This window comes from Streptomyces sp. NPDC001781 (assembly GCF_053596035.1).
The window spans coordinates 27,825-48,747 of record NZ_JBSFFI010000029.1; the positions used below are offsets into that span (position 1 = coordinate 27,825).

The 20,923-nt window shown below is 73.0% G+C and carries 14 protein-coding genes and 1 pseudogene; 13 read left to right on the forward strand and 2 right to left on the reverse strand.

Going from position 1 to position 20,923, the window contains the following annotated elements; all coding sequences use genetic code 11:
* Positions 1 to 328 precede the first annotated feature (328 nt).
* The 9 genes and pseudogenes from leuS (at position 329) to holA (ending at position 11,901) form a co-directional block, all read left to right on the forward strand.
* A complete protein-coding gene (gene leuS, locus ACWCV3_RS23515) occupies positions 329 to 3,226 on the forward strand; it encodes a leucine--tRNA ligase (protein WP_451227483.1) in 2,898 nt (965 codons plus the stop codon).
* Positions 3,227 to 3,390: 164 nt separating this feature from the next.
* On the forward strand, positions 3,391 to 4,104 hold the full coding sequence (locus ACWCV3_RS23520) for a hypothetical protein (protein WP_451227486.1): 714 nt from the start codon (positions 3,391 to 3,393) through the stop codon (positions 4,102 to 4,104).
* A gap of 64 nt (positions 4,105 to 4,168) precedes the next feature.
* Positions 4,169 to 5,014: a DegV family protein gene (locus ACWCV3_RS23525; RefSeq protein ID WP_451227488.1), complete on the forward strand. Its 846-nt coding sequence runs from the start codon at positions 4,169 to 4,171 to the stop codon at positions 5,012 to 5,014.
* Between the two features lie 150 nt (positions 5,015 to 5,164).
* Positions 5,165 to 6,109: a helix-hairpin-helix domain-containing protein gene (locus ACWCV3_RS23530; protein WP_451227491.1), complete on the forward strand. Its 945-nt coding sequence runs from the start codon at positions 5,165 to 5,167 to the stop codon at positions 6,107 to 6,109.
* A complete protein-coding gene (locus tag ACWCV3_RS23535; RefSeq protein ID WP_451227494.1) occupies positions 6,106 to 8,595 on the forward strand; it encodes a ComEC/Rec2 family competence protein in 2,490 nt (829 codons plus the stop codon). The genes ACWCV3_RS23530 and ACWCV3_RS23535 overlap by 4 nt, the downstream gene beginning before the upstream one ends.
* Before the next feature lie 28 nt (positions 8,596 to 8,623).
* Positions 8,624 to 9,415 (forward strand): arylamine N-acetyltransferase family protein, encoded by a 792-nt coding sequence (locus ACWCV3_RS23540; protein ID WP_451227497.1) that lies wholly within the window; start codon positions 8,624 to 8,626, stop codon positions 9,413 to 9,415.
* 141 nt (positions 9,416 to 9,556) lie between these two features.
* Positions 9,557 to 10,432: pseudogene (locus tag ACWCV3_RS23545) on the forward strand (YceI family protein).
* Between the two features lie 108 nt (positions 10,433 to 10,540).
* The gene (locus tag ACWCV3_RS23550; protein ID WP_451227500.1) at positions 10,541 to 10,786 is read left to right on the forward strand and encodes a hypothetical protein; all 246 of its coding nucleotides are present in this window, start codon (positions 10,541 to 10,543) and stop codon (positions 10,784 to 10,786) included.
* Positions 10,787 to 10,911: 125 nt separating this feature from the next.
* A complete protein-coding gene (gene holA, locus ACWCV3_RS23555) occupies positions 10,912 to 11,901 on the forward strand; it encodes a DNA polymerase III subunit delta (RefSeq protein WP_451227502.1) in 990 nt (329 codons plus the stop codon).
* Between the two features lie 261 nt (positions 11,902 to 12,162).
* Here the strand turns inward: holA and rpsT are convergent, their stop codons facing one another.
* Positions 12,163 to 12,429, reverse strand: a complete 267-nt coding sequence (gene rpsT / locus ACWCV3_RS23560; RefSeq protein WP_030814907.1) for a 30S ribosomal protein S20 — start codon at positions 12,427 to 12,429, stop codon at positions 12,163 to 12,165.
* Between the two features lie 228 nt (positions 12,430 to 12,657).
* Between rpsT and lepA the strand changes: the two genes are divergently transcribed.
* The 4 genes from lepA (at position 12,658) to hemW (ending at position 20,001) form a co-directional block, all read left to right on the forward strand.
* Positions 12,658 to 14,535, forward strand: a complete 1,878-nt coding sequence (lepA, locus tag ACWCV3_RS23565; protein WP_030814905.1) for a translation elongation factor 4 — start codon at positions 12,658 to 12,660, stop codon at positions 14,533 to 14,535.
* A gap of 278 nt (positions 14,536 to 14,813) precedes the next feature.
* Positions 14,814 to 16,688: an AMP-dependent synthetase/ligase gene (locus ACWCV3_RS23570; protein WP_451227507.1), complete on the forward strand. Its 1,875-nt coding sequence runs from the start codon at positions 14,814 to 14,816 to the stop codon at positions 16,686 to 16,688.
* Positions 16,689 to 16,858: 170 nt separating this feature from the next.
* On the forward strand, positions 16,859 to 18,724 hold the full coding sequence (locus tag ACWCV3_RS23575) for a SpoIIE family protein phosphatase (protein WP_451227602.1): 1,866 nt from the start codon (positions 16,859 to 16,861) through the stop codon (positions 18,722 to 18,724).
* A 44-nt stretch (positions 18,725 to 18,768) separates the two neighbouring features.
* Positions 18,769 to 20,001, forward strand: a complete 1,233-nt coding sequence (gene hemW, locus ACWCV3_RS23580) for a radical SAM family heme chaperone HemW (protein ID WP_451227510.1) — start codon at positions 18,769 to 18,771, stop codon at positions 19,999 to 20,001.
* Positions 20,002 to 20,039: 38 nt separating this feature from the next.
* Here hemW and ACWCV3_RS23585 read toward each other — a convergent pair whose 3' ends face one another.
* Complete coding sequence (locus tag ACWCV3_RS23585) at positions 20,040 to 20,915, reverse strand: DUF3097 domain-containing protein (protein WP_451227513.1); 876 nt, start codon at positions 20,913 to 20,915, stop codon at positions 20,040 to 20,042.
* Positions 20,916 to 20,923 lie beyond the last annotated feature (8 nt).

The window sequence follows — 20,923 nt, forward strand, 5'->3', positions numbered from 1 at the left end:
AGGATTGAGTTATTGCGTTGTTATCAAAAGACGAATCACCTGCGGCGTCGTCCCTTAGTGACTGTTACGCGAAGTAATCCTTGACCCGGATTCAGATCTGGCGGCCGTACGGACATGTCTCACCTGCATACGCACGCGCGTCGCGGCTTGCTCAAGGGCTGCGGTACCCTAGCGCCATGCGTGCTGTACGCCTTCTGCTTAGCGAGCCGCGCTGATCAGTACCGACCACCGGTCGCACCGGGCGGTCGGCATCGGCGCGGCGTCCCCTCCTGTGTGAGGGGCTTTTTCGTTTCCGCGGGCAGAGACGATCGATGGAGCTTTGAGGATCATGAGCGAGACGAACCCCGCCGCCACCGCTGCCGCGCCGGCGGAGGCCGCGCCGCACCGCTACACGGCCGCCCTCGCGGCCGAGATCGAGGCACGCTGGCAGGACTTCTGGGACCTCGACGGCACCTACGCCGCGCCGAACCCCACCGGTGACCTGGCGGACGACGCCGAGCTGGCGGCGAAGCCCAAGAAGTTCATCATGGACATGTTCCCGTACCCCTCCGGCGCGGGCCTGCACGTCGGTCACCCGCTGGGGTACATCGCCACCGACGTCTACGCCCGCTTCCAGCGCATGACCGGGCACAACGTCCTGCACACCCTGGGCTTCGACGCCTTCGGCCTGCCCGCCGAGCAGTACGCGGTGCAGACCGGCACGCACCCCCGCGTGTCCACCGAGGCCAACATGGAGAACATGAAGGCCCAGCTCCGCCGGCTGGGCCTGGGCCACGACAAGCGCCGTTCGTTCGCCACGATCGACCCGGAGTACTACAAGTGGACCCAGTGGATCTTCGTCCAGATCTTCGACTCCTGGTACGACGACGAGGCGAAGAAGGCCCGCCCCATCTCCGAGCTGGTCGCCCTCTTCGAGTCCGGTGAGCGCCCCGTACCGGGCCACACGCGCGCGTGGAGCGAACTGACCGCCGCCGAGCGCGCCGACGTGCTGGGGGAGTTCCGGCTGGCCTACGCCTCCGACGCGCCGGTCAACTGGTGCCCCGGCCTGGGCACCGTGCTGGCCAACGAGGAGGTCACCGCGGACGGCCGCTCCGAGCGCGGCAACTTCCCCGTCTTCAAGGCCAAGCTGCGCCAGTGGAACATGCGCATCACCGCCTACGCCGACCGCCTGCTGTCGGACCTGGACGGGCTGGACTGGCCCGAGGCCATCAAGCTCCAGCAGCGCAACTGGATCGGCCGCAGCGAGGGCGCCCGTGTCGACTTCCCCGTCGACGGGGAGCGCATCACCGTCTTCACCACCCGCCCCGACACCCTGTTCGGCGCCACCTACATGGTGCTGGCCCCCGAGCACCCGCTGGTGGAGAAGTTCACCCCCGAGGCGTGGCCCGAGGGCACCCGTGAGGCGTGGACCGGCGGCCACGCCACCCCGGCCGAGGCCGTCGCCGCCTACCGCGCGCAGGCCGCGGCCAAGTCCGACGTCGAGCGCCAGGCCGAGGCCAAGGACAAGACCGGCGTCTTCACCGGTGTGTTCGCGGTCAACCCGGTCAACGGCGAGCAGGTCCCGGTCTTCATCGCCGACTACGTCCTCATGGGCTACGGCACCGGCGCCATCATGGCCGTCCCCGCCCACGACACCCGCGACTTCGCGTTCGCCCGCGCCTTCGAGCTGCCGATCCGCTGCGTGGTCGAGCCGACCGACGGCCGCGGCACCGACACCTCCACCTGGGACGACGCCTTCGTCTCCCACGACGCCGAACTGGTGAACTCCGCCGGCGAGTCCGTCACCCTCGACGGCCTGCCCGTCCCCGAGGCCAAGGCCCGCATCACCGAGTGGCTGACCGGGGCCGGCATCGGCGAGGGCACCGTCAACTTCCGGCTGCGCGACTGGCTGTTCAGCCGCCAGCGCTACTGGGGCGAGCCCTTCCCGATCGTCTACGACGAGGACGGCATCGCCCACGCGCTGCCCGAGTCGATGCTCCCGCTGGAGCTGCCCGAGGTCGAGGACTACAGCCCGCGCACCTTCGAGCCCGACGACGCCGACACCCAGCCCGAGACCCCGCTCTCGCGCAACGACGAGTGGGTCCACGTCACCCTGGACCTGGGCGACGGGCGCGGCCCCCGCAAGTACCGCCGCGAGACCAACACCATGCCCAACTGGGCCGGTTCCTGCTGGTACGAGTTCCGCTACCTGGACCCGCACAACGACCGCCGGCTGGTCGACCCGGCCGTCGAGCAGTACTGGATGGGCCCGCGCGAGGGCATGCCGCACGGCGGCGTCGACCTGTACGTCGGCGGCGCCGAGCACGCCGTGCTGCACCTGCTGTACGCCCGCTTCTGGTCCAAGGTCCTCTTCGACCTGGGACACGTCTCGTCCGCCGAGCCGTTCCACAAGCTGTTCAACCAGGGCATGATCCAGGCGTACGTCTACCGCGACAGCCGCGGCATCGCCGTCCCCGCCGCCGAGGTCGAGGAGCGCGACGGCGCCTTCTGGTACCAGGGCGAGAAGGTCTCCCGGCTGCTCGGCAAGATGGGCAAGTCCCTGAAGAACGCCGTCACCCCGGACGAGATCGCCGCCGAGTACGGCGCCGACACCCTGCGCCTGTACGAGATGGCGATGGGCCCCCTGGACGTCTCCCGCCCCTGGGACACCCGCGCGGTGGTCGGCCAGTTCCGGCTGCTCCAGCGGCTGTGGCGCAACATCGTCGACGAGAACACCGGCGCACTCACCGTCACCGACGCCGACCCCGGCGAGGACACCCTGCGCGCCCTGAACAAGGCGATCGACGGCGTGGGCCAGGACCTGGAGGGGCTGCGCTTCAACACGGCCATCGCCAAGGTCACCGAGCTGAACAACCACCTGACCAAGGCGTACGGCAGCGGTGGCGCCCTGCCCCGCACGGTCGCCGAACCGCTGGTGCTGATGATCGCCCCGCTGGCCCCGCACATCGCGGAGGAGCTGTGGCGCAAGCTGGGCCACACCGACTCCGTCGTCCACCACGACTTCCCGGTGGCGGACCCCCGGTACCTGGTCGACGACACCGTGACCTGCGTCGTGCAGATCAAGGGCAAGGTCAAGGCCCGCCTGGAGGTGGCGCCGGACATCTCCGACGAGGAACTGGAGAAGGCCGCGCTGGGGGACGAGAAGGTCGTCGCCGCGCTGGGCGGCGCGCCGATCCGCAAGGTGATCGTGCGGGCCCCGAAGCTGGTGAACATCGTCAGCGGCTGAGAGGACGCGCCCCGCCGGGCGCCCGGTGACCCGGGCGCCCGGCCGCGTGTCGGGGCGATCCCCTACGGGCAGGTTCCGGGTTCCGATGGAACCCGGGGCCTGCCCGGTGCGTTTACCGTGGAGAACGAGGCGGCTCGCGGCCGCGTCCTGAGGAGGAACGCGTCATGGAAGCAGTGATCACCGTGTTCGCCGTGCTCTTCGTGCTGCTCGTCGCCCTCGGCACCTACGCCACGGTGAAGGCGGTCGGCGCCGCCAAGCGCGGCGTGGACCGCACCATCGCCCAGGGCCGCCGCACCGTCGAGGACCACACCCTGCGCGCCAAGTCGCTCAGCCGCCCCGGCCCCGCCGGTGAGATCGCCCAGCTCCGGCTCAGCCTGCGCACCTCCCTGCGCGCCACCCAGGACGCCCTGCACGCGGGGCCGGCCGAGGACGCCTCGCTGAAGGAGTCCCTCGGCCTCTTCGAACGCCTCAGCGTGCACGGCCGAGAGCTGGACGTCGTCCTCAAGCACCTGGAGTCCGAGCCCGACCGCGCCACGCTCACCGCCCGCCTGCCCGAGCTGCGCACCCGCACCGAGCGCATCACCGCCTCCGCCGACTCCCTGCGCTGGGCCGCCCGCGACCGCGCGAGCCGCTTCGCCGAGGACGACCTCGACGCCCTCAGCTCCCAGATCGACATCGAGGCGGGCGCCCTGCGGCACTGGACCACCGCCACGGGCCAGACCACCGCGCCCTGGCCCGAGGCCCCGGCCGCCACCGACGAGGCCGCCGCCCGCCGCCAGACCTGGCCCCAGGAGCCGGCGGCACAGGCCATCAACCCTCCCGCCGCCCGGCCCGCCCACCCCTGGCAGAAGAAGCCGCGCCCGGAGAGCACCACCTGAGGCGGGGCGACCTCCGCCGGGGCTGGACTGCCGTGCCGGAGCTACGGCAGGTAACCTCCAGCTCATGTCCCGCCATGTCGCTATCGTCACCGATTCAACGGCCTACTTGCCGCCGGGGCTGATGGAGCGCCACGGCATCACCTCGGTGCCGCTGACCGTGGTGCTCGGCGACCAGGCGCTCGAAGAGGGCACCGAGATCTCCACCCGCTCCCTGGCCCAGGCCCTGCAGAAGCGGCGCCCGGTCACCACCTCCCGTCCGAGCCCCGAGGAGTTCGCCCGCGCCTACCGCGAGATCGCTGACACCGGCGCCGACGGCATCGTCTCCCTGCACCTCTCCTCCGAGCTGTCCGGCACCTACGACGCGGCCGTACTGGCCGCCCGCGAGGCGCCCGTACCGGTCCGGGTCGTCGACACCGGCATGGTCGCCATGGCCCTCGGCTTCTGCGCCCTGTCCGCCGCCGAGGCCGCGGAGGGCGACGGCACGGTCGACGAGGCGGTGACGGCCGCCGAGAAACGCGCCGCGGGCACCTCCGCCCACTTCTACGTCGACACCCTCGACTACCTCCGCCGGGGCGGCCGCATCGGCACCGCCCAGGCCCTCCTCGGCTCGGCCCTCGCCGTCAAGCCGCTGCTCAGGCTGGAGAACGGGCGGATCGATCTGCTGGAGAAGGTGCGTACGGCGTCGAAGGCGATCGCACGGCTGGAGGAGATCGTGGCGGAGCGGGCGGCCGGGGCGGAGGTGGACATCGCCGTCCACCATCTGTCCGCGCCCGAACGCGCCGCGGCGTTGGCGGACCGGCTGCGGGAACGGGTGCCGGGACTGGCGGAGTTGCATGTCAGCGAGGTGGGTGCGGTGATCGGGGCGCACACCGGCCCCGGTCTGCTGGGGGTAGTGGTCTCCCCGCGTTGAGGAATGCCCGCGGCGCCCGGAGCCGGCCCGACGGGTCGTCCAGGGCGGCCGTCCGCCCGTGCGGGTGACGGAGTTGTCCACAACCAGGCTCCTCTCCACGGAAATCGACCAAGATCCACTTTTTCCGACGGGGTGTCCGATCCTCGGTTCATGACACTTCGACCACTGCCCCGAGCGGCCACCATGACCAGCGGTCCCGGCAGGGGGCCTTCCTCCGACAGCCGTGTGCGGTGCCGGCCTTCCCCCGGGCGGGGGCGCGGCCGGCACCGGGCGCCGGTGCCCGGGGAGGAGGCGCGCCGCCGGGCCGGGCAGTTGTTCGGCGAGGCTCCGGGCGAGTCGGGAAGTGGGCCGCCGGGGGGCCTGGACGCCGGGGTCGCGGGTGCCGGTTCCGGCTGGCGGGAGCGGGCCGGGCTCGCGCTGCGGGACCGGGTGCCGACGTGGGTGCAGGCGCGGTGCGCGGTGGAGCGGCGAGGGGTCCTGGCGCTCGGGGTGGTGCTGGCGCTGGCCGTCGTGCTCGCCGGGCAGCACTTCTGGGCGGGGCGTACGGAGAGCGTGAGCGCGCCGCAGGTGGTGCGGGAGTCTCCGGTGCGGGAGAAGGAGGCGGAGGGGCCGGAGCGGCCGGCGGCCGTGCCCGCCTCCGCTTCGCCGGGTGGGCAGATCGTGGTCGACGTCAGCGGGAAGGTGCGTGATCCGGGGATCCGGCGGCTGCCGTCGGGGTCGCGGGTGGCGGACGCGTTGCGGGCTGCCGGGGGAGTGCGGCCGGGGGTGCGGGCGGAGGGGCTGAACCGGGCCCGGTTCCTGGTGGACGGAGAGCAGATCGTGGTGGGGGCGCCGGGTGCTCCGCCTCCGGTGGGTGCGGGTGCGGGTGCGGGTGCGGTGCCGCAGGCCGGTGGGGGGCCGTCGGCTCCCGTCTCGCTCGGTACGGCGACGGTCGAGCAGCTCGACACGCTGCCCGGCGTGGGACCGGTGCTGGCTCAGCGCATCGTCGACTACCGCACCCAGCACGGCGGTTTCCGCTCGGTGGACGAACTGCGCCAGGTGGACGGCATCGGTGACCGGCGCTTCTCGGACCTCCGCGCCCGGGTCGGGCCGTGACCGCCGAGTCCGGCCCCGGGGGGAAGGGCGACTCCCATCCCCGTCAGGAGGGCCCGGTCGACCTGCGGCTGGCAGGGCCCGCGCTCGCCGCGTGGGCAACGGCGGCGCTGGTACTGGACGTTCCGCCGGCCTGGAGCCTGAGCGTGGCGGCCGTCTGCCTCGCCGGCGGGGTCGCGCTGCTCCGCGCGCATCCCGGCCGGTGCCGCGTTCCGGTCGCCGCGGTGCTGCTCTGTGTCGCCGCGTCCGCCGTTTCGGCGGGGCTGCACGGGGCCGACGTACGGCGCGGCCCGGTGCCGGAGGTGGCGCGGAGGTACGGCACGGTGGCGGTCGAGGTGGAGCTGACCGGCGACCCGTGGCTGAGCAGGCCCCGGGTGCGGGGGGATCATGCGGCGCCGGTGGGGGTGCTGGCCCGGGGTGAGGTGCGGAGGGTGGGGGAGGAGGGGGTGGGGGGAGGGGAGGGGGCCCTCACCAGAAGTCCCGTACTCCTCGTCGTGGACGCGGACGTACCGGCGCCCGGAGCGCGAGGCGGCGGGTCCGGGGCACGGGCGGGCTGGCTCCGCCTGCTCCCCACCACCCGGCTCCGCCTGACAGCTCGGCTCGCACCCCCCACGACGGCCGGCGACCGCACCGCCGCCGTCCTGCGCGTACGGAACTGGCCGCCTCCGGAAATCGTCTCGGGCCCGACCGCACCGCAGCGCCTGGCGGGCCGCCTCCGAGCCGGCCTACGGCAAGCGACCGAGGAACTGCCCGCGGACGCACGGGCGCTGCTGCCCGGCCTCGTCGTCGGCGACACCTCCCGCATCAGCCCCGAACTGGACGAGGCCTTCAAGGCGACCGATCTGGCGCACACCCTGGCCGTCTCCGGAAGCAACCTCACCATCCTGCTCGCCCTCCTCATCGGCCCACCCGGCATGGCCGGCCTCGCCGAACGCCGGGGCGTCGCCCCCTTCCTGGGCCTCTCCCTCAGAACCACCGCCCTGATGGCGGGCGCGCTGACCGTGGCGTTCGTGATCGTGTGCCGTCCCGACCCCAGCGTGCTGCGGGCGGCGGCGTGCGGTTCGGTCGCCCTGCTGGCCCTGGCGACCGGCCGCCGCAGATCGCTCGTACCGGCGCTGGCCACGGCCGCGCTCCTGCTCGTCCTGTACGACCCCTGGCTGAGCCGGAGCTACGGCTTCGTCCTCTCGGTCCTGGCGACCGGCGCGCTGCTTCTGCTGGCGCCGCGCTGGAGCGAGGCGCTGCTGCGGCGCGGGGTGCCCGCCCGGCTCGCGGAGGGGCTGGCGGCGGCCGCGGCGGCCCAGGCGGCCTGCGCGCCGGTCGTGGCGGTGCTGTCGGCGCGGGTGAGCCTGGTGGCGGTGCCGTGCAACCTGCTGGTCGAGCCGGCCGTGGCTCCCGCGACCGTCCTCGGGTTCGCGGCGCTGGCCGCGGCACCGACGGCGATGCCGTTGGCCAAAATGCTGGCCCGGTGCGCGGGTTGGCCCGCCGGATGGATCGCCACCGTCGCCCGTACCGGCGCGGCCCAGCCCGGTGCGGGCGTGGACTGGCCCGGCAGCTGGCCGGGAGCGCTGCTGCTGGCCGCCGTCACCGTGGCCCTCGCCCTCCTCGGCCGGCGCCTGATCCGGCACCCCTGGTGGTGCGGCGCGCTCGCCCTGCTCCTGCTGCTGGTGGTCGTACGCCCCGCCCCGCTGACCCGCGCGGTCACCGGCTGGCCCCCGCCCGACTGGCGGTTCGCCATGTGCGACGTCGGCCAGGGCGACGCCACCGTACTGTCCGCCGGACCCGGTACCGCTGTCGTGGTGGACGCGGGCCCCGATCCGGCATTGGTCGACCGCTGCCTGCGCGAGCTGGGCATCACCCGCATCCCCCTGGTCGTCCTGACCCACTTCCACGCCGACCACGTGGGAGGGCTCTCCGGGGTGCTGCGCGGCCGCTCGGTGGCCGCGATCGAGACCACGGGGTTCGCCGAGCCAGCCGACCAGGCCGAGTCCGTGCGCCGCGAGGCGGCCACCCACCACATCCCTCTCACCACGGCGGCGGCGGGAGAGGAACGCCGAGTCGGCCCGCTGACCTGGCGCGTCCTGTGGCCGCAGGCGGACGCACCGGCGCCCCCGGACGGCCCGAACGACGCCAGCATCACCCTCCTGGTCCACACCGCCGGTCTCCGTCTGCTGCTCCTCGGCGACCTGGAACCCCCCGCCCAGCAGGAACTGCTCCGCACGCCCCGGGCAGCCGACCTGTCCCGAGTGGACGTCCTGAAGGTCGCCCACCACGGCTCCGCCTACCAGGACCCCGCCCTCCTCCACCTCGCCGCCCCTCGCGTGGCCCTCATCTCCTGCGGCACCGGCAACCCGTACGGTCACCCTGCCCCCACGACCCTGGCCGCCCTTCGCTCCACCGGGGCCGCGGTCCTGCGCACGGACCGGGACGGGGCGCTCGCCCTCACGGGGACGGGGGGACCGCACGGCGGGATGAAGGTGATGCGGGACTGAACGCCCCACCACCCCCCACACTGGCCCCATGAACTCCACCTGGACCGGCGCCTATCTCCGGCGCCTCGGCGCGCAGCGCCCCTCGTACGCCGGCACCGAAGCCCTGCGGGACCTGCACCTGCGCCACCTGCGGGCCGTGCCCTTCGAGAACCTCTCGATACACCTGGGCGAGCCCGTCGTCCTGGAAGAGGGAGCACTGCTGGACAAGGTGGCCGCGCGCGGCCGGGGCGGCTTCTGCTACGAACTCAACGGTGCTTTCGGCCTGTTGCTGGCCTCCCTCGGTTACGAGGTCCAGTACCTGGCGGGCCGGGTCCACGGGGACGACGGACGGCTCGGTATCCCCTACGACCACCTGGCCCTGCGGGTCAGGACGGCGGACGGCGGCGATCTGATCGCCGACGTGGGGTTCGGGGCGCACAGCCACGGCCCGTTGGGCATCGGGGAGCGGGGCGACCAGGCGGACCCCGGCGGGACCTTCCGGGTGGTGGAGGCCGGCGAGGACCTGGACGTGCTCCTGGACGGCAGGCCGCAGTACCGCCTGGAGACCCGCCCCCGCGCGCTCCCCGACTTCCGCGCCGGAGCCTGGTGGCACTCGACCTCGCCGGAGTCGCACTTCACCCGGTCCCTGGTGTGCTCGCGGATCACGGAGGACGGCGGGCGGATCACGCTCGGCGGGCGGACGCTGACGACGACGGACGCCCACGGGCACCGGACGGTGGACGAGCTGGGAACCGACGACGAGGTGCTCGCGGTGTACCGCGACGGGTTCGGGATCGAGCTGGGCGAGGTCCCCACGATCCGGGATGGTCAATTCGGGTGACTTCCGGCACAGGCGCCGTACTCCCGTGATGTGGGACCGTTTTGCTCGAAATCCGCATCAGTGATCGAATGAATTTTCGTCAGTACGGGATGCCGAGGCGCCGAGAGGCGCACAGGAACCGCGTACACGTCCGGCCGGTGGCTGGAGAAGCGAACGGACCGGGTCCACCGGGCGAGTCCACCGGCGGCGGTCCGCACCCCGGCCGACGCGGGCGTGCTGAGCTGCCGGGTGCTCGACCCGGTCAACCAGCCGGTCGCCGCGGCGGAGTTCACCGTCAGCGACAGCCCCGGGCCGCAAGGTGGTCACCGGCGGCACCGATCCGTACGGCTCCTTCCTGGCGACCGTCCCGGCCGGCGAGTACCGGCTCGCGGTGTCCGCCGAGGGGTACACGCCCTACCGCGCCACGGCCATGGTCGCGGAGAACTCCCTCGCCTCGCTCGGGGACGTGACCCTCCAGATGGCGCCCTTGGCCGGGCCCCCGACGCGCGGCGACCGGGACGTCGACCCCGTCCACTCCCCCATCGTCTTCACCGCCCGGCACATCGGACCGGCCCGTGTCCACGGCCGGTTCAACTCCCTCGCGGGCGCGGTACGGATCGCCGACCGGGTCGAGAACTCGGCGATGCACGTGGTGATCGACGCGGCCTCCATCGACACCGGTTCCGGATGCGTGACGACCACCTGCGCTCGCCCGACTTCCTCGACGTGGGGCGGTACCCGACGCTGGAGTTCCACAGCGAACGGTTCGTCCGCCGGGGCGGCAGCCGCCGGGCCGTCACCGGCGCGCTCTCGCTGCACGGCGTGACCCGCACCGTCACCCTCGACACCGACCACCTCGGCCTCGGCCTCGGCATGGAGGGCGAGACTCGCGCCGCCTGCCGCGCCACCACCGAACTCCACCGCGACGACCACACGATCAACTGGCAGACCTTGCTGGCCCGTGGCATCGCGGCGATCGGACCGAGCATCCGGGGCGACCTGGACGTGCAGATCGTGCCGCGCGTCCTCGCACGCTGAACGCGCCCCCGGGCCGAGTGAGCGCACCGGGCCGGGCCTCCCGCCGGCCCGGCCTCCGCGACGCCCACCCCGCGTCCCCGCCTCCGCCCCGTACCGGACAATGGCCGCGTGAGCGATGTGAGACATGTGCTGGTGCTGCCCGACCGTGACGCCGCCGAGGAGGCGGCCGAGGCGCTCGGGGCGCGGTTCGGCGTCGGCGAGGAGCCCCGGCTGGTACGGGACGCGCTGGCCGGCGAGGACGACGCGGAGGACGCCCAGTGGCTGCTGCTCCTGCGCGACGAGGCGGCCCGGCTGGACCCCGCCGAGCTGGACGCCTTCGCGGCCGAGTGGGAGGGCTGGCGGGAGGAGCCGTAAGCCCGCGCCCCGCGCCTCCGTGCCCTGCGCCTCCGCGCCCCTGACCCCCGCCTCGGGGTCCGCTCAGGGACCGGCCGGGGTGCATGCCCGGTTGGTTGTCCGTGCCGCGTGGGATGCTGTCAGTGATGGCAAGAAAGACTGCGAACGACGACCCTCTCGCCCCGGTGACCCTTGCCGTGGGCCAGGAGGACCTCCTGCTCGACCGTGCCGTGCGGGAGGTGGTGGCCGCCGCCAGGGCCGCCGACGCCGACACGGACGTACGCGACCTCACCCCGGACCAGTTGCAGCCCGGCACCCTCGCCGAGCTGACCAGTCCCTCGCTCTTCGCCGAGCGCAAAGTCGTGGTCGTACGCAACGCACAGGATCTCTCCGCCGACACGGTCAAGGACGTCAAGGCGTACCTCGGCTCGCCCGCCGAGGAGATCACGCTCGTCCTGCTGCACGCGGGTGGTGCGAAGGGCAAGGGACTGCTGGACGCTGCCCGTAAGGCGGGCGCCCGCGAGATCGCCTGCCCGAAGATGACCAAGCCGGCGGACCGGCTGGCGTTCGTGAGGGGGGAGTTCCGGGAGTTCGGGCGGTCCGCGACGCCCGAGGCGTGCCAGTCGCTGGTCGACGCGATCGGCAGCGACCTGCGCGAGCTGGCCTCCGCGGCGGCCCAGCTCGTCGCCGACGTCGAGGGCACGATCGACGAGGCCGTGGTCGGCCGCTACTACACGGGCCGGGCCGAGGCGTCGAGCTTCACCGTCGCCGACCGGGCGGTGGAGGGGCGTACGGCGGAGGCGCTGGAGGCGCTGCGCTGGTCGCTGTCGACCGGAGTGGCACCCGTGCTGATCACCAGTGCGCTGGCCCAGGGCGTGCGGGCCATCGGCAAGCTGTCCTCGGCGCGCGGCGGCCGGCCGGCCGATCTCGCCCGTGAGCTGGGGATGCCGCCGTGGAAGATCGACCGGGTCCGGCAGCAGATGCGGGGCTGGACGCCGGACGGGGTGTCCGTGGCGCTGCGCGCGGTCGCCGAGGCCGACGCGGGCGTCAAGGGCGGCAGTGACGACCCGGAGTACGCGCTGGAGAAGGCGGTCGTGACCATCGCGAGGGCGGCCCGCTCCCGGGGGCGGGCGTAGGGCCTCTCGTTCGGATCATGCCGGGCTCGCGGGGGCCGGTGCCGCCCCCGCGGCGTTGCCGTCGACCGAAAGACCCGGACGGAACAAGCCTCAGGCCCCGGTGCCTCCCTGGGAAGGAGAGGCACCGGGGCCTGAGGACCAAGATGGTGAAGCCACACCCGCGTGGCGAACGCAGGCCGCGTGCGGCTTCGGGATGCCGGACGGGAGCGGATAGAGAGGGCCCGCTCGTGAGTCCCTCCGGCGGTCAGATCAGAGGGAGGTTCAGCCCTTGAGGTCCGCGACCTTGGCCGAGAGCGCCGACTTCTTGTTGGCGGCCTGGTTCTTGTGGATGACGCCCTTCGAGACGGCCTTGTCGAGCTGACGCGCGGCAGCGCGCTGGTACTCGGTGGCCTTCTCGACGTCACCCGCGGCAGCGGCCTCGCGGGCCTTGCGGATCGCGGTCTTCAGGGAGGACTTGACGGCCTTGTTGCGCAGCCGAGCCTTCTCGTTGGTCTTGATCCGCTTGATCTGGGACTTGATGTTCGCCACGAAAGGAGCCTTTACAGGTTCAGGCACGGGCCCGTGAAAGGTCCCGTACCGGTGATCCAGAAATTTGTCGTCGCGCCTCGCGCTGAGAGGGCATGAGGCACAGCGCTCTACAGTACCAGCGGCCCCGGCGGCGGCCCAAAACGCTTCCCGGTCGTTCCCCGTGGGACCATGGAAGCTACGTATCGATCCGACCCGAGGCATAAGGCGCCTCAAGAGACAGGACCCTGCGTGCCCGCGACCCCTAACAACGTGCCCGAGCCGAGCCGTACCGCCCCGGCGCTGATCCGCAACTTCTGCATCATCGCGCACATCGACCACGGCAAGTCCACGCTCGCCGACCGGATGCTCCAGCTCACCGGCGTCGTCGAGCAGCGGCAGATGCGTGCTCAGTACCTCGACCGGATGGACATCGAGCGCGAGCGCGGCATCACGATCAAGTCCCAGGCGGTGCGTCTGCCCTGGGCCCCGACCGAGGGCCCCGACCAGGGCACGACGCACATCCTCAACATGATCGACACGCCGGGCCACGTCGACTTCACCTATGAGGTCTCGCGGTCGCTGGCGGCGTGCGAGGGAACCGTCCTCCTTGTCGACGCCGCCCAGGGCATCGAGGCGCAGACCCTCGCCAACCTGTACCTGGCGATGGAGAACGACCTCAAGATCATCCCGGTGCTGAACAAGATCGACCTTCCGGCCGCTCAGCCGGAGAAGTTCGCCGAGGAGCTGGCGAACCTGGTCGGCTGCGACCCCGACGACGTGCTGAAGGTCTCCGCGAAGACCGGCCTCGGCGTCGACGCGCTGCTGAACAAGGTCGTCAAGGAGATCCCGGCCCCGGTCGGCGACGCTGATGCCCCGGCCCGCGCGATGATCTTCGACTCGGTCTACGACTCCTACCGCGGTGTCGTGACGTACGTGCGTGTCATCGACGGCCAGCTCAACAAGCGTGAGCGCATCCGGATGATGTCCACCGGCGCCACCCACGAGCTGCTGGAGATCGGCGTCAGCTCGCCGGAGATGCTCCCGGCCGACGGCCTCGGCGTCGGCGAGGTGGGCTACCTGATCACCGGTGTGAAGGACGTCCGCCAGTCCAAGGTCGGTGACACCGTCACCAGCCAGGCCAAGGGCGCCACCGAGGCGCTCGGCGGCTACAAGGACCCGAAGCCGATGGTCTTCTCCGGCCTGTACCCGCTGGACGGCTCCGACTACCCCGAGCTGCGCGAGGCGCTGGACAAGCTCCAGCTCAACGACGCCGCCCTGGTCTACGAGCCGGAGACCTCCGCCGCCCTCGGCTTCGGTTTCCGCGTCGGCTTCCTCGGCCTGCTGCACCTGGACGTGATCCGGGAGCGGCTGGAGCGCGAGTTCGGACTCGACCTCATCGCCACCGCGCCCAACGTGGTCTACCGCGTGGTCATGGAGGACGGCACCGAGCACACGGTGACCAACCCGAGCGAGTTCCCCGAGGGCAAGATCGCCGACGTGTACGAGCCGGTCGTGCGCGCCACGATCCTCGCGCCCTCCGAGTTCATCGGCTCGATCATGGAGCTGTGCCAGACCCGGCGCGGCACCCTGCTCGGCATGGACTACCTCTCCGAGGACCGGGTCGAGATCCGCTACACGCTGCCGCTCGCGGAGATCGTCTTCGACTTCTTCGACCAGCTCAAGTCCAAGACCCGCGGCTACGCCTCCCTGGACTACGAGCCCACGGGCGAGCAGAGCAGCTCCCTGGTCAAGGTCGACATCCTGCTGCACGGCGACAAGGTGGACGCCTTCTCGGCGGTCACCCACAAGGACCAGGCGTACGCCTACGGTGTCCGGCTCGTCGCAAAGCTGCGCGAGCTGATCCCGCGGCAGGCGTTCGAGGTGCCGATCCAGGCCGCCATCGGTTCGCGGGTCATCGCCCGCGAGACCATCCGCGCCATCCGCAAGGACGTCCTCGCCAAGTGCTACGGCGGTGACATCTCCCGTAAGCGGAAGCTGCTGGAGAAGCAGAAGGAGGGCAAGAAGCGGATGAAGATGGTGGGTTCCGTGGAAGTTCCCCAGGAGGCGTTCATCGCGGTGCTCTCCAGCGACGACGGCGCCGGAAGCTCGGGCAAGGGCAAGAAGTAGCCCGGGACCGCGCCGCGCCCGCGGAGTGAAACGGGCAAAATGGGGCCCGCCGTACACGCGTACGGCGGGCCCCCGCTCGTCCGGGGGGCCGCCGGGAGGCCGATCCTGAGGGGATTCCCGCGTGAAGTCACAGGCCGTGGCCTCTTACGCGGTGGCCGGTCGCCCCTTACCCTGATCCCTGCTCGCTAGTTACTCGCGGGTTAAACAACAGCTTCGAACCAGTGAGTCCACCCAGCCGCACCGAGTCAGCCGCACCGTCGCGGGCCCCGGAGGATGTCGTGAGCGACACACAGACCCTGATCGAGAACCGTCCGCCGTCCGTGGCCGCCCTCTTCCTGGAGCGCGTGGCGGCCACCCCGGACGCCGAGGCCTACCGGTACCCGGTCCCCGCGGCCTCCGGTGAGGGCCCCGACGAGTGGCGGTCGCTGACCTGGGCCCAGGCGGCGGAGCGGGTCTACGCGATCGCGGCCGGCCTGATCGAGCTGGGGATCGAGTCCGAGCAGCGGGTGGCGCTCGCCTCCTCGACCCGGGTCGAGTGGATCCTGGCCGACCTCGGCATCATGTGCGCGGGCGGCGCCACCACCACCGTCTATCCGCAGACCAACGCCGACGAGTCGGCGTTCATCCTGTCCGACTCCGAGAGCCGGGTGCTGATCGCGGAGGACGCGGCCCAGGTCGCCAAGGCGCTGGAGCGGCGGTCCGAGCTGCCCGCGCTGACCAAGGTCGTCGTGATCGACCCGGCGGGCGCCGAGACGGGCGACTGGGTGATCACCCTCGCCGAGCTGGAGCAGCGCGGCACCGCCTACCTGGAGCAGCACCCCGAGCTGATCAAGGAGCGGGTCGGCGCGATCACCCGCGAGCAGCTCGCCACCCTCATCTACACCTCCGGCACCACCGGCCGCCCCAAGGGCGTGCGGCTGCCGCACGACAACTGGGCCTACATGGCGCGCGCCATCGGCTCGACCGACCTGGTCACCACCGACGACGTGCAGTACCTCTGGCTGCCGCTCGCCCACGTCTTCGGCAAGGTGCTCACCTCCGGCCAGATCGAGGTCGGCCACGTCACCGCGGTCGACGGCCGGGTGGACAAGATCATCGAGAACCTGCCCGTGGTCCGGCCGACCTACATGGCCGCCGTGCCGCGCATCTTCGAGAAGGTCTACAACGGCGTCGCCGCCAAGGCCCGCGAGGGCGGCGCGGCCAAGTACAGGATCTTCCAGTGGGCCGCCGAGGTCGCCCGCGAGTACGCCAAGGCGTCCCAGGACAGCTTCCGCCGCACCGGCACCCCGTCCGTGCCGTTCGCGCTGGCCGCCAAGCACAAGGCCGCCGACGCCCTGGTCTACGGCAAGCTGCGCGAGGCGTTCGGCGGCAGGCTGCGCGCCTGCGTCTCCGGCGCCTCCGCGCTCAGCCCCGAGATCGGCTACTTCTTCGCCGGCGCCGGCATCCACATCCTGGAGGGGTACGGGCTCACCGAGACCTCCGCCGCCTCCTTCGTGAACCCCGGCGAGGCGTACCGCACCGGCACGGTCGGCAAGCCGCTGCCCGGCTGCGAGGTGCGCATCGCGGACGACGGCGAGATCCTGCTGCGCGGCCCCGGCGTCATGGAGGGCTACCACCGGCAGCCCGAGAAGACCGCCGAGGTGCTGGAGTCCGACGGCTGGTTCCACACCGGTGACATCGGCGAGCTGTCCGCCGACGGCTATCTGCGCATCACCGACCGCAAGAAGGACCTCATCAAGACCTCCGGCGGCAAGTACGTGGCGCCCGCCGAGGTCGAGGGCCAGTTCAAGGCGGTCTGCCCCTACGTCTCCAACATCCTGGTGCACGGCGCCGACCGGAACTACTGCACCGCCCTCATCGCGCTCGACGAGCCCGCGATCCTCCAGTGGGCCGCCGAGAACGGCCTGGAGGGCAGGCCCTACGCCGAGGTGGTGGCCGCGCCGCAGACCGTGGAGCTGGTCGACGGGTTCGTGAAGCAGCTCAACGAGGGCCTGCAGCGCTGGCAGACCATCAAGAAGTTCCGGCTGCTGCCGCGCGACCTGGACGTGGAGCACGGTGAGATCACGCCGAGCCTGAAGCTGAAGCGGCCCGTGGTCGAGCGGGAGTACCGGGGCCTGATCGACGAGATGTACAACGGGACCCGCGAGGCCTGAGCGGTCGCCGCCGGGGTGTCTTTTCGGCCGCCCCGGCGGGTTCTCTTTCGGCCATGACCGGAATTGACCGTGTTCTGGCCGGGCGGTGACTCAGTTCGCCGCCGCGGGCGTTCACTTCGGTGACTCGGTGCTTATGCGTCCCGTCTTTCTGTCACCCTGGCCGCATGGACATGGCGGCCATACCCGTGCAGCGGGCGGGCGGCGCCGGGGCGGACGAGGCACCGGCGCCCTTCGGCGCGCGTCCGCTCGCCGAAGGCGGGGCCACCCTCCCCGGCAGCCCCGCCGCCCCCGGATCGGCCCGCGCCCTGGTCCGCGCCGCGTTCACCGACTGGGCCGCCCTCGGCCTCACCGAACCCGGCGGCGCCACCCGGCTCGAAGAGGACGCCACCGCCGTCGTCAGCGAACTCGTCACCAACGCCGTCGTCCACGCCGGGACCGAGATCCAGGTCGACTGGCGGCTGGAGGAGAGCGGCGCCCTCGTGGTGGAGGTCCACGACCACCACCCCGCCCGCGCCCCGCGGGACCCCGCCGACGACAGCCCGTACGAGGTCTCCGAGCACGGGCGCGGGCTGCGGCTGGTCGCCACGCTCGCCGAGTCCTGGGGCGTCACCTACCGTTCCGGCCGCAAGACCGTCTGGGCCCGGCTGCCGCCCGGCGGCGCCGAGGAGCCCGACGGTCCCGCGCCCGCCCCCTCCCTGGTCGCCGCCGAGGCCCTCGCCCCGCAGGCGCAGCGCGCCGCCGGCGACCGGGACTGGCTCGGCCGGGGCGCCCTGTCCTTCCTGGCCGAAGCCTCCGACCTGCTCGCCGGACAGCTCGACGAGAACCTGGTCGCCGCCCTCACCGGCCAGTTGATCGTGCCCCGGCTCGCGGACTGGTGCGCGATCTGGCTGGAGGACGAGGCGACCGTCCGCGGCGGCGGTGACGGGCCCGCCCGGGTCTGGCACGCCAGCGAGGCCCGCACCGAGGACCTCCAGCGGGCCCTGGAGAAGGAACCCCCGCGCTCCCGCCACACCGTGCGCTCGGGCCCCGAGCCCTACCCCTGGCCCGGCGCCGCGCTCGGCCCCGAGAGCGCCCACGGCACCGCCCTCGCCTACCGGCTGGTCGCCGGCGGGCGCCCGCTCGGCACCCTTCTCATCGGCCGCTGCGGACTGCTCGCCTTCCCCGACGAGGTCACCGGCCTGATCGAGGACCTCGGCCGCCGGGTCGCCCTCGCCATCGGCGCCGCCCGCCAGTACGCACGCCAGGCCACCATCAGCGCCGTGCTCCAGCGCGGCCTGCTGCCCGGCGCCGTCGCCGAGATCCCCGGCATGACCAGCGCCCTGGTCTACGAACCCCGCGACCAGGGCGGCCCCAGCGGCGACTTCTACGACCTCTTCCCGGCCGGACACGGCCGCTGGTGCTTCGCCGTCGGCGACGTCCAGGGCAAGGGCCCCGAGGCCGCGGTCGTCATCGGTCTCGCCCGTCCCTGGCTCCGGCTGCTGGCCCGCGAGGGGTACGGCGTCGCGGACGTCCTCGACCGCCTCAACCAGCTCCTCCTGGACGACGCCACCGAGGCCGCCGACGCCGCCGCCCGCGCACTGATCGCCGCCGGAGGCGGGCCCTTCGCCCCCGGCGACGGTCCGCAGACCCGGTTCCTGTCCCTGCTCTACGGTGAGCTGACCCCCTTCGACGGCGGAGTCCGCTGCACCCTCGCCTCCGCCGGGCACCCGCTGCCCCTGGTGCTGCGCCCCGACGGGCAGGTCGGCGCCGCCGCCCGCCCGCAGACCCTGCTCGGCGTGGTCGAGGACGAGACCTACACCAGCGAGACCATCGAACTGCGCCCCGGCGACAGCCTGCTGTGCGTCACCGACGGGGTCACCGAGCGCCGCTCCGGGACCGACCAGTTCGACGACGGCGACGGCCTCGCCCGCGCCCTCTCCGGCTGCACGGGCCTGAGCGCCGAGGACATCGCGGACCGCATCCGCGACCTCGTGCACGGCTTCGGCGAGGACGCGCCCGAGGACGACCTCGCCCTGCTGGTGCTCCAGGCCCAGTGAAGGAGCGGTGACCGGGTCCCGCGCGGTGCGGGACAATGGAGGACATGCCTTCCGCACTCCCCGACGGCGAGTCCGTCCCCGACGACGGCGCGCTGCCCGCCGCCGCGCTCGCCGGTGCCGCCGAGCGGCCCCTCGGGTTCTATCTGCACGTCCCGTACTGCGCGACCCGCTGCGGCTACTGCGACTTCAACACCTACACCGCCACCGAGCTGCGCGGCACGGGCGGGGTGCTCGCCTCGCGGGACAACTACGCGGACACCGTCGTGGAGGAGATCCGGCTCGCCCGCAAGGTGCTCGGCGACGACCCCCGCGAGGTCCGTACGGTCTTCGTCGGCGGCGGTACGCCCACCCTGCTGGCCGCCGGGGACCTGGTGCGGATGCTGGGCGCGATCCGCGACGAGTTCGGCCTGGCGCCCGACGCCGAGATCACCACCGAGGCCAACCCGGACTCCGTCGACCCGGCCTACCTGGCCACCCTGCGCGAGGGCGGCTTCAACCGGCTCTCCTTCGGCATGCAGAGCGCCAAGCCGCACGTGCTCCAGATCCTCGACCGCACCCACACCCCCGGCCGCCCCGAGGCGTGCGTGGCCGAGGCGCGCGCGGCCGGATTCGAGCACGTCAACCTCGACCTGATCTACGGCACCCCCGGCGAGTCCGACGACGACTGGCGCGCCTCCCTTGAGGCGGCGCTCGGAGCGGGCCCCGACCACGTCAGCGCCTACGCCCTGATCGTCGAGGAGGGCACCCAGCTCGCCCGGCGCATCCGGCGCGGCGAGGTCCCGATGACCGACGACGACGTGCACGCCGACCGGTACCTCATCGCCGAGGAACTGCTCACCGCGGCGGGCCTCGACTGGTACGAGGTCTCCAACTGGGCCACCTCCGACGCGGCCCGCTGCCTGCACAACGAGCTCTACTGGCGCGGCGCCGACTGGTGGGGCGCAGGCCCCGGCGCCCACAGCCACGTCGGCGGAGTGCGCTGGTGGAACGCCAAGCACCCCGGCGCCTACGCCGCCGCCCTCGCCGCCGGCCGCACCCCCGGCGCGGGCCGCGAGGTCCTCTCCGACGAGGACCGCCGCGTCGAACGCGTCCTTCTGGAGCTCCGGCTGCGCGACGGCGTCCCGCTGACCCTCCTGAAACCGGCCGGCCTCGCCGCCGCCGGCCGTGCCCTGGCCGACGGCCTCCTCCGCCCCGAACGCCACGCCGAGGGCCACGCGGCCCTCACCCTGCGCGGTCGGCTGCTGGCGGACGCCGTGGTGCGGGACCTGGTGGACTGATCCCGGCCGGCCCAGCGGCCCCGGAAGCCTCCCCGGCGTCAGGCCTCGCCGCCGCCCGGGGCCGTTACGAAGTCGATCAGCTCCTCCACCCGCCCGAGCAGCTCCGGCTCGAGCTCCCGGTAGGACGTCACCTTCGCCAGGACCGCCTGCCACACCGCGCCGGTGTTCTCCGGCCACCCCAGCGCCGTGCAGACGCCCTTCTTCCAGTCCTGGCCGCGGGGGACCCGGGGCCACGCGGGGATGCCCAGAGCCGACGGCTTCACGGCCTCCCAGATGTCGATGTACGGGTGGCCGACCACCAGGGCGTGCTCACTGGTGACCGACTGCGCGATGCGCCACTCCTTGGTGCCGGGCAGGAGGTGGTCCACCAGGACACCGAGACGGGCGTCGGGGCCGGGGCCGAATTCGGCCACGATGGCGGGAAGGTCGTCCACGCCCTCCAGGTACTCCACGACCACGCCCTCGACGCGCAGGTCGTCGCCCCAGACCTTCTCGACCAGCTCGGCGTCGTGCCTGCCCTCGACGTAGATCCGCCCGGCGCGGGCCACGCGGGCGCGGGCGCCGGGGACGGCGAGCGAGCCGGAGGCGGTGCGGGCGGGCCGCACCGGGGCGGCGGCGGCCGGGCGGACCAGGGTGACCGGCCGGCCCTCCAGCAGGAAGCCGCGCGGCTCCAGGGGGAACACCCGGTGCTTGCCGAAGCGGTCCTCCAGCGTCACCGTGCCCGCCTCGCAGCGGATCACCGCCCCGCAGAACCCGGTACCGGGCTCCTCCACCACCAGTCCCGCCTCCGCCGCCACCTCGGGCACCGGCTGCGGCTTCTTCCAGGGGGCGGTCAGGTCGGGGGAGTAGAAACGAGGGTGCGGGCCCGAAGGGCCCTCGTGGGAAGGGCGGTGACGGGAGACGGGTGGGCGCATTCAGCAGA

What these genes read in the sequence shown, in the direction of transcription:
- ACWCV3_RS23540 (WP_451227497.1), top strand. Translation starts at nt 8,624, where the DNA reads ATGAACTCCACCTGGACCGGCGCCTATCTCCGGCGCCTCGGCGCGCAG.
- holA (WP_451227502.1), top strand. Translation starts at nt 10,912, where the DNA reads ATGGCAAGAAAGACTGCGAACGACGACCCTCTCGCCCCGGTGACCCTT.
- ACWCV3_RS23520 (WP_451227486.1), top strand. Translation starts at nt 3,391, where the DNA reads ATGGAAGCAGTGATCACCGTGTTCGCCGTGCTCTTCGTGCTGCTCGTC.
- leuS (WP_451227483.1), top strand. Translation starts at nt 329, where the DNA reads ATGAGCGAGACGAACCCCGCCGCCACCGCTGCCGCGCCGGCGGAGGCC.
- ACWCV3_RS23575 (WP_451227602.1), top strand. Translation starts at nt 16,859, where the DNA reads ATGGCGGCCATACCCGTGCAGCGGGCGGGCGGCGCCGGGGCGGACGAG.
- ACWCV3_RS23585 (WP_451227513.1), bottom strand. Translation starts at nt 20,915, where the DNA reads ATGCGCCCACCCGTCTCCCGTCACCGCCCTTCCCACGAGGGCCCTTCG.
- ACWCV3_RS23525 (WP_451227488.1), top strand. Translation starts at nt 4,169, where the DNA reads ATGTCCCGCCATGTCGCTATCGTCACCGATTCAACGGCCTACTTGCCG.
- ACWCV3_RS23530 (WP_451227491.1), top strand. Translation starts at nt 5,165, where the DNA reads ATGACACTTCGACCACTGCCCCGAGCGGCCACCATGACCAGCGGTCCC.
- hemW (WP_451227510.1), top strand. Translation starts at nt 18,769, where the DNA reads ATGCCTTCCGCACTCCCCGACGGCGAGTCCGTCCCCGACGACGGCGCG.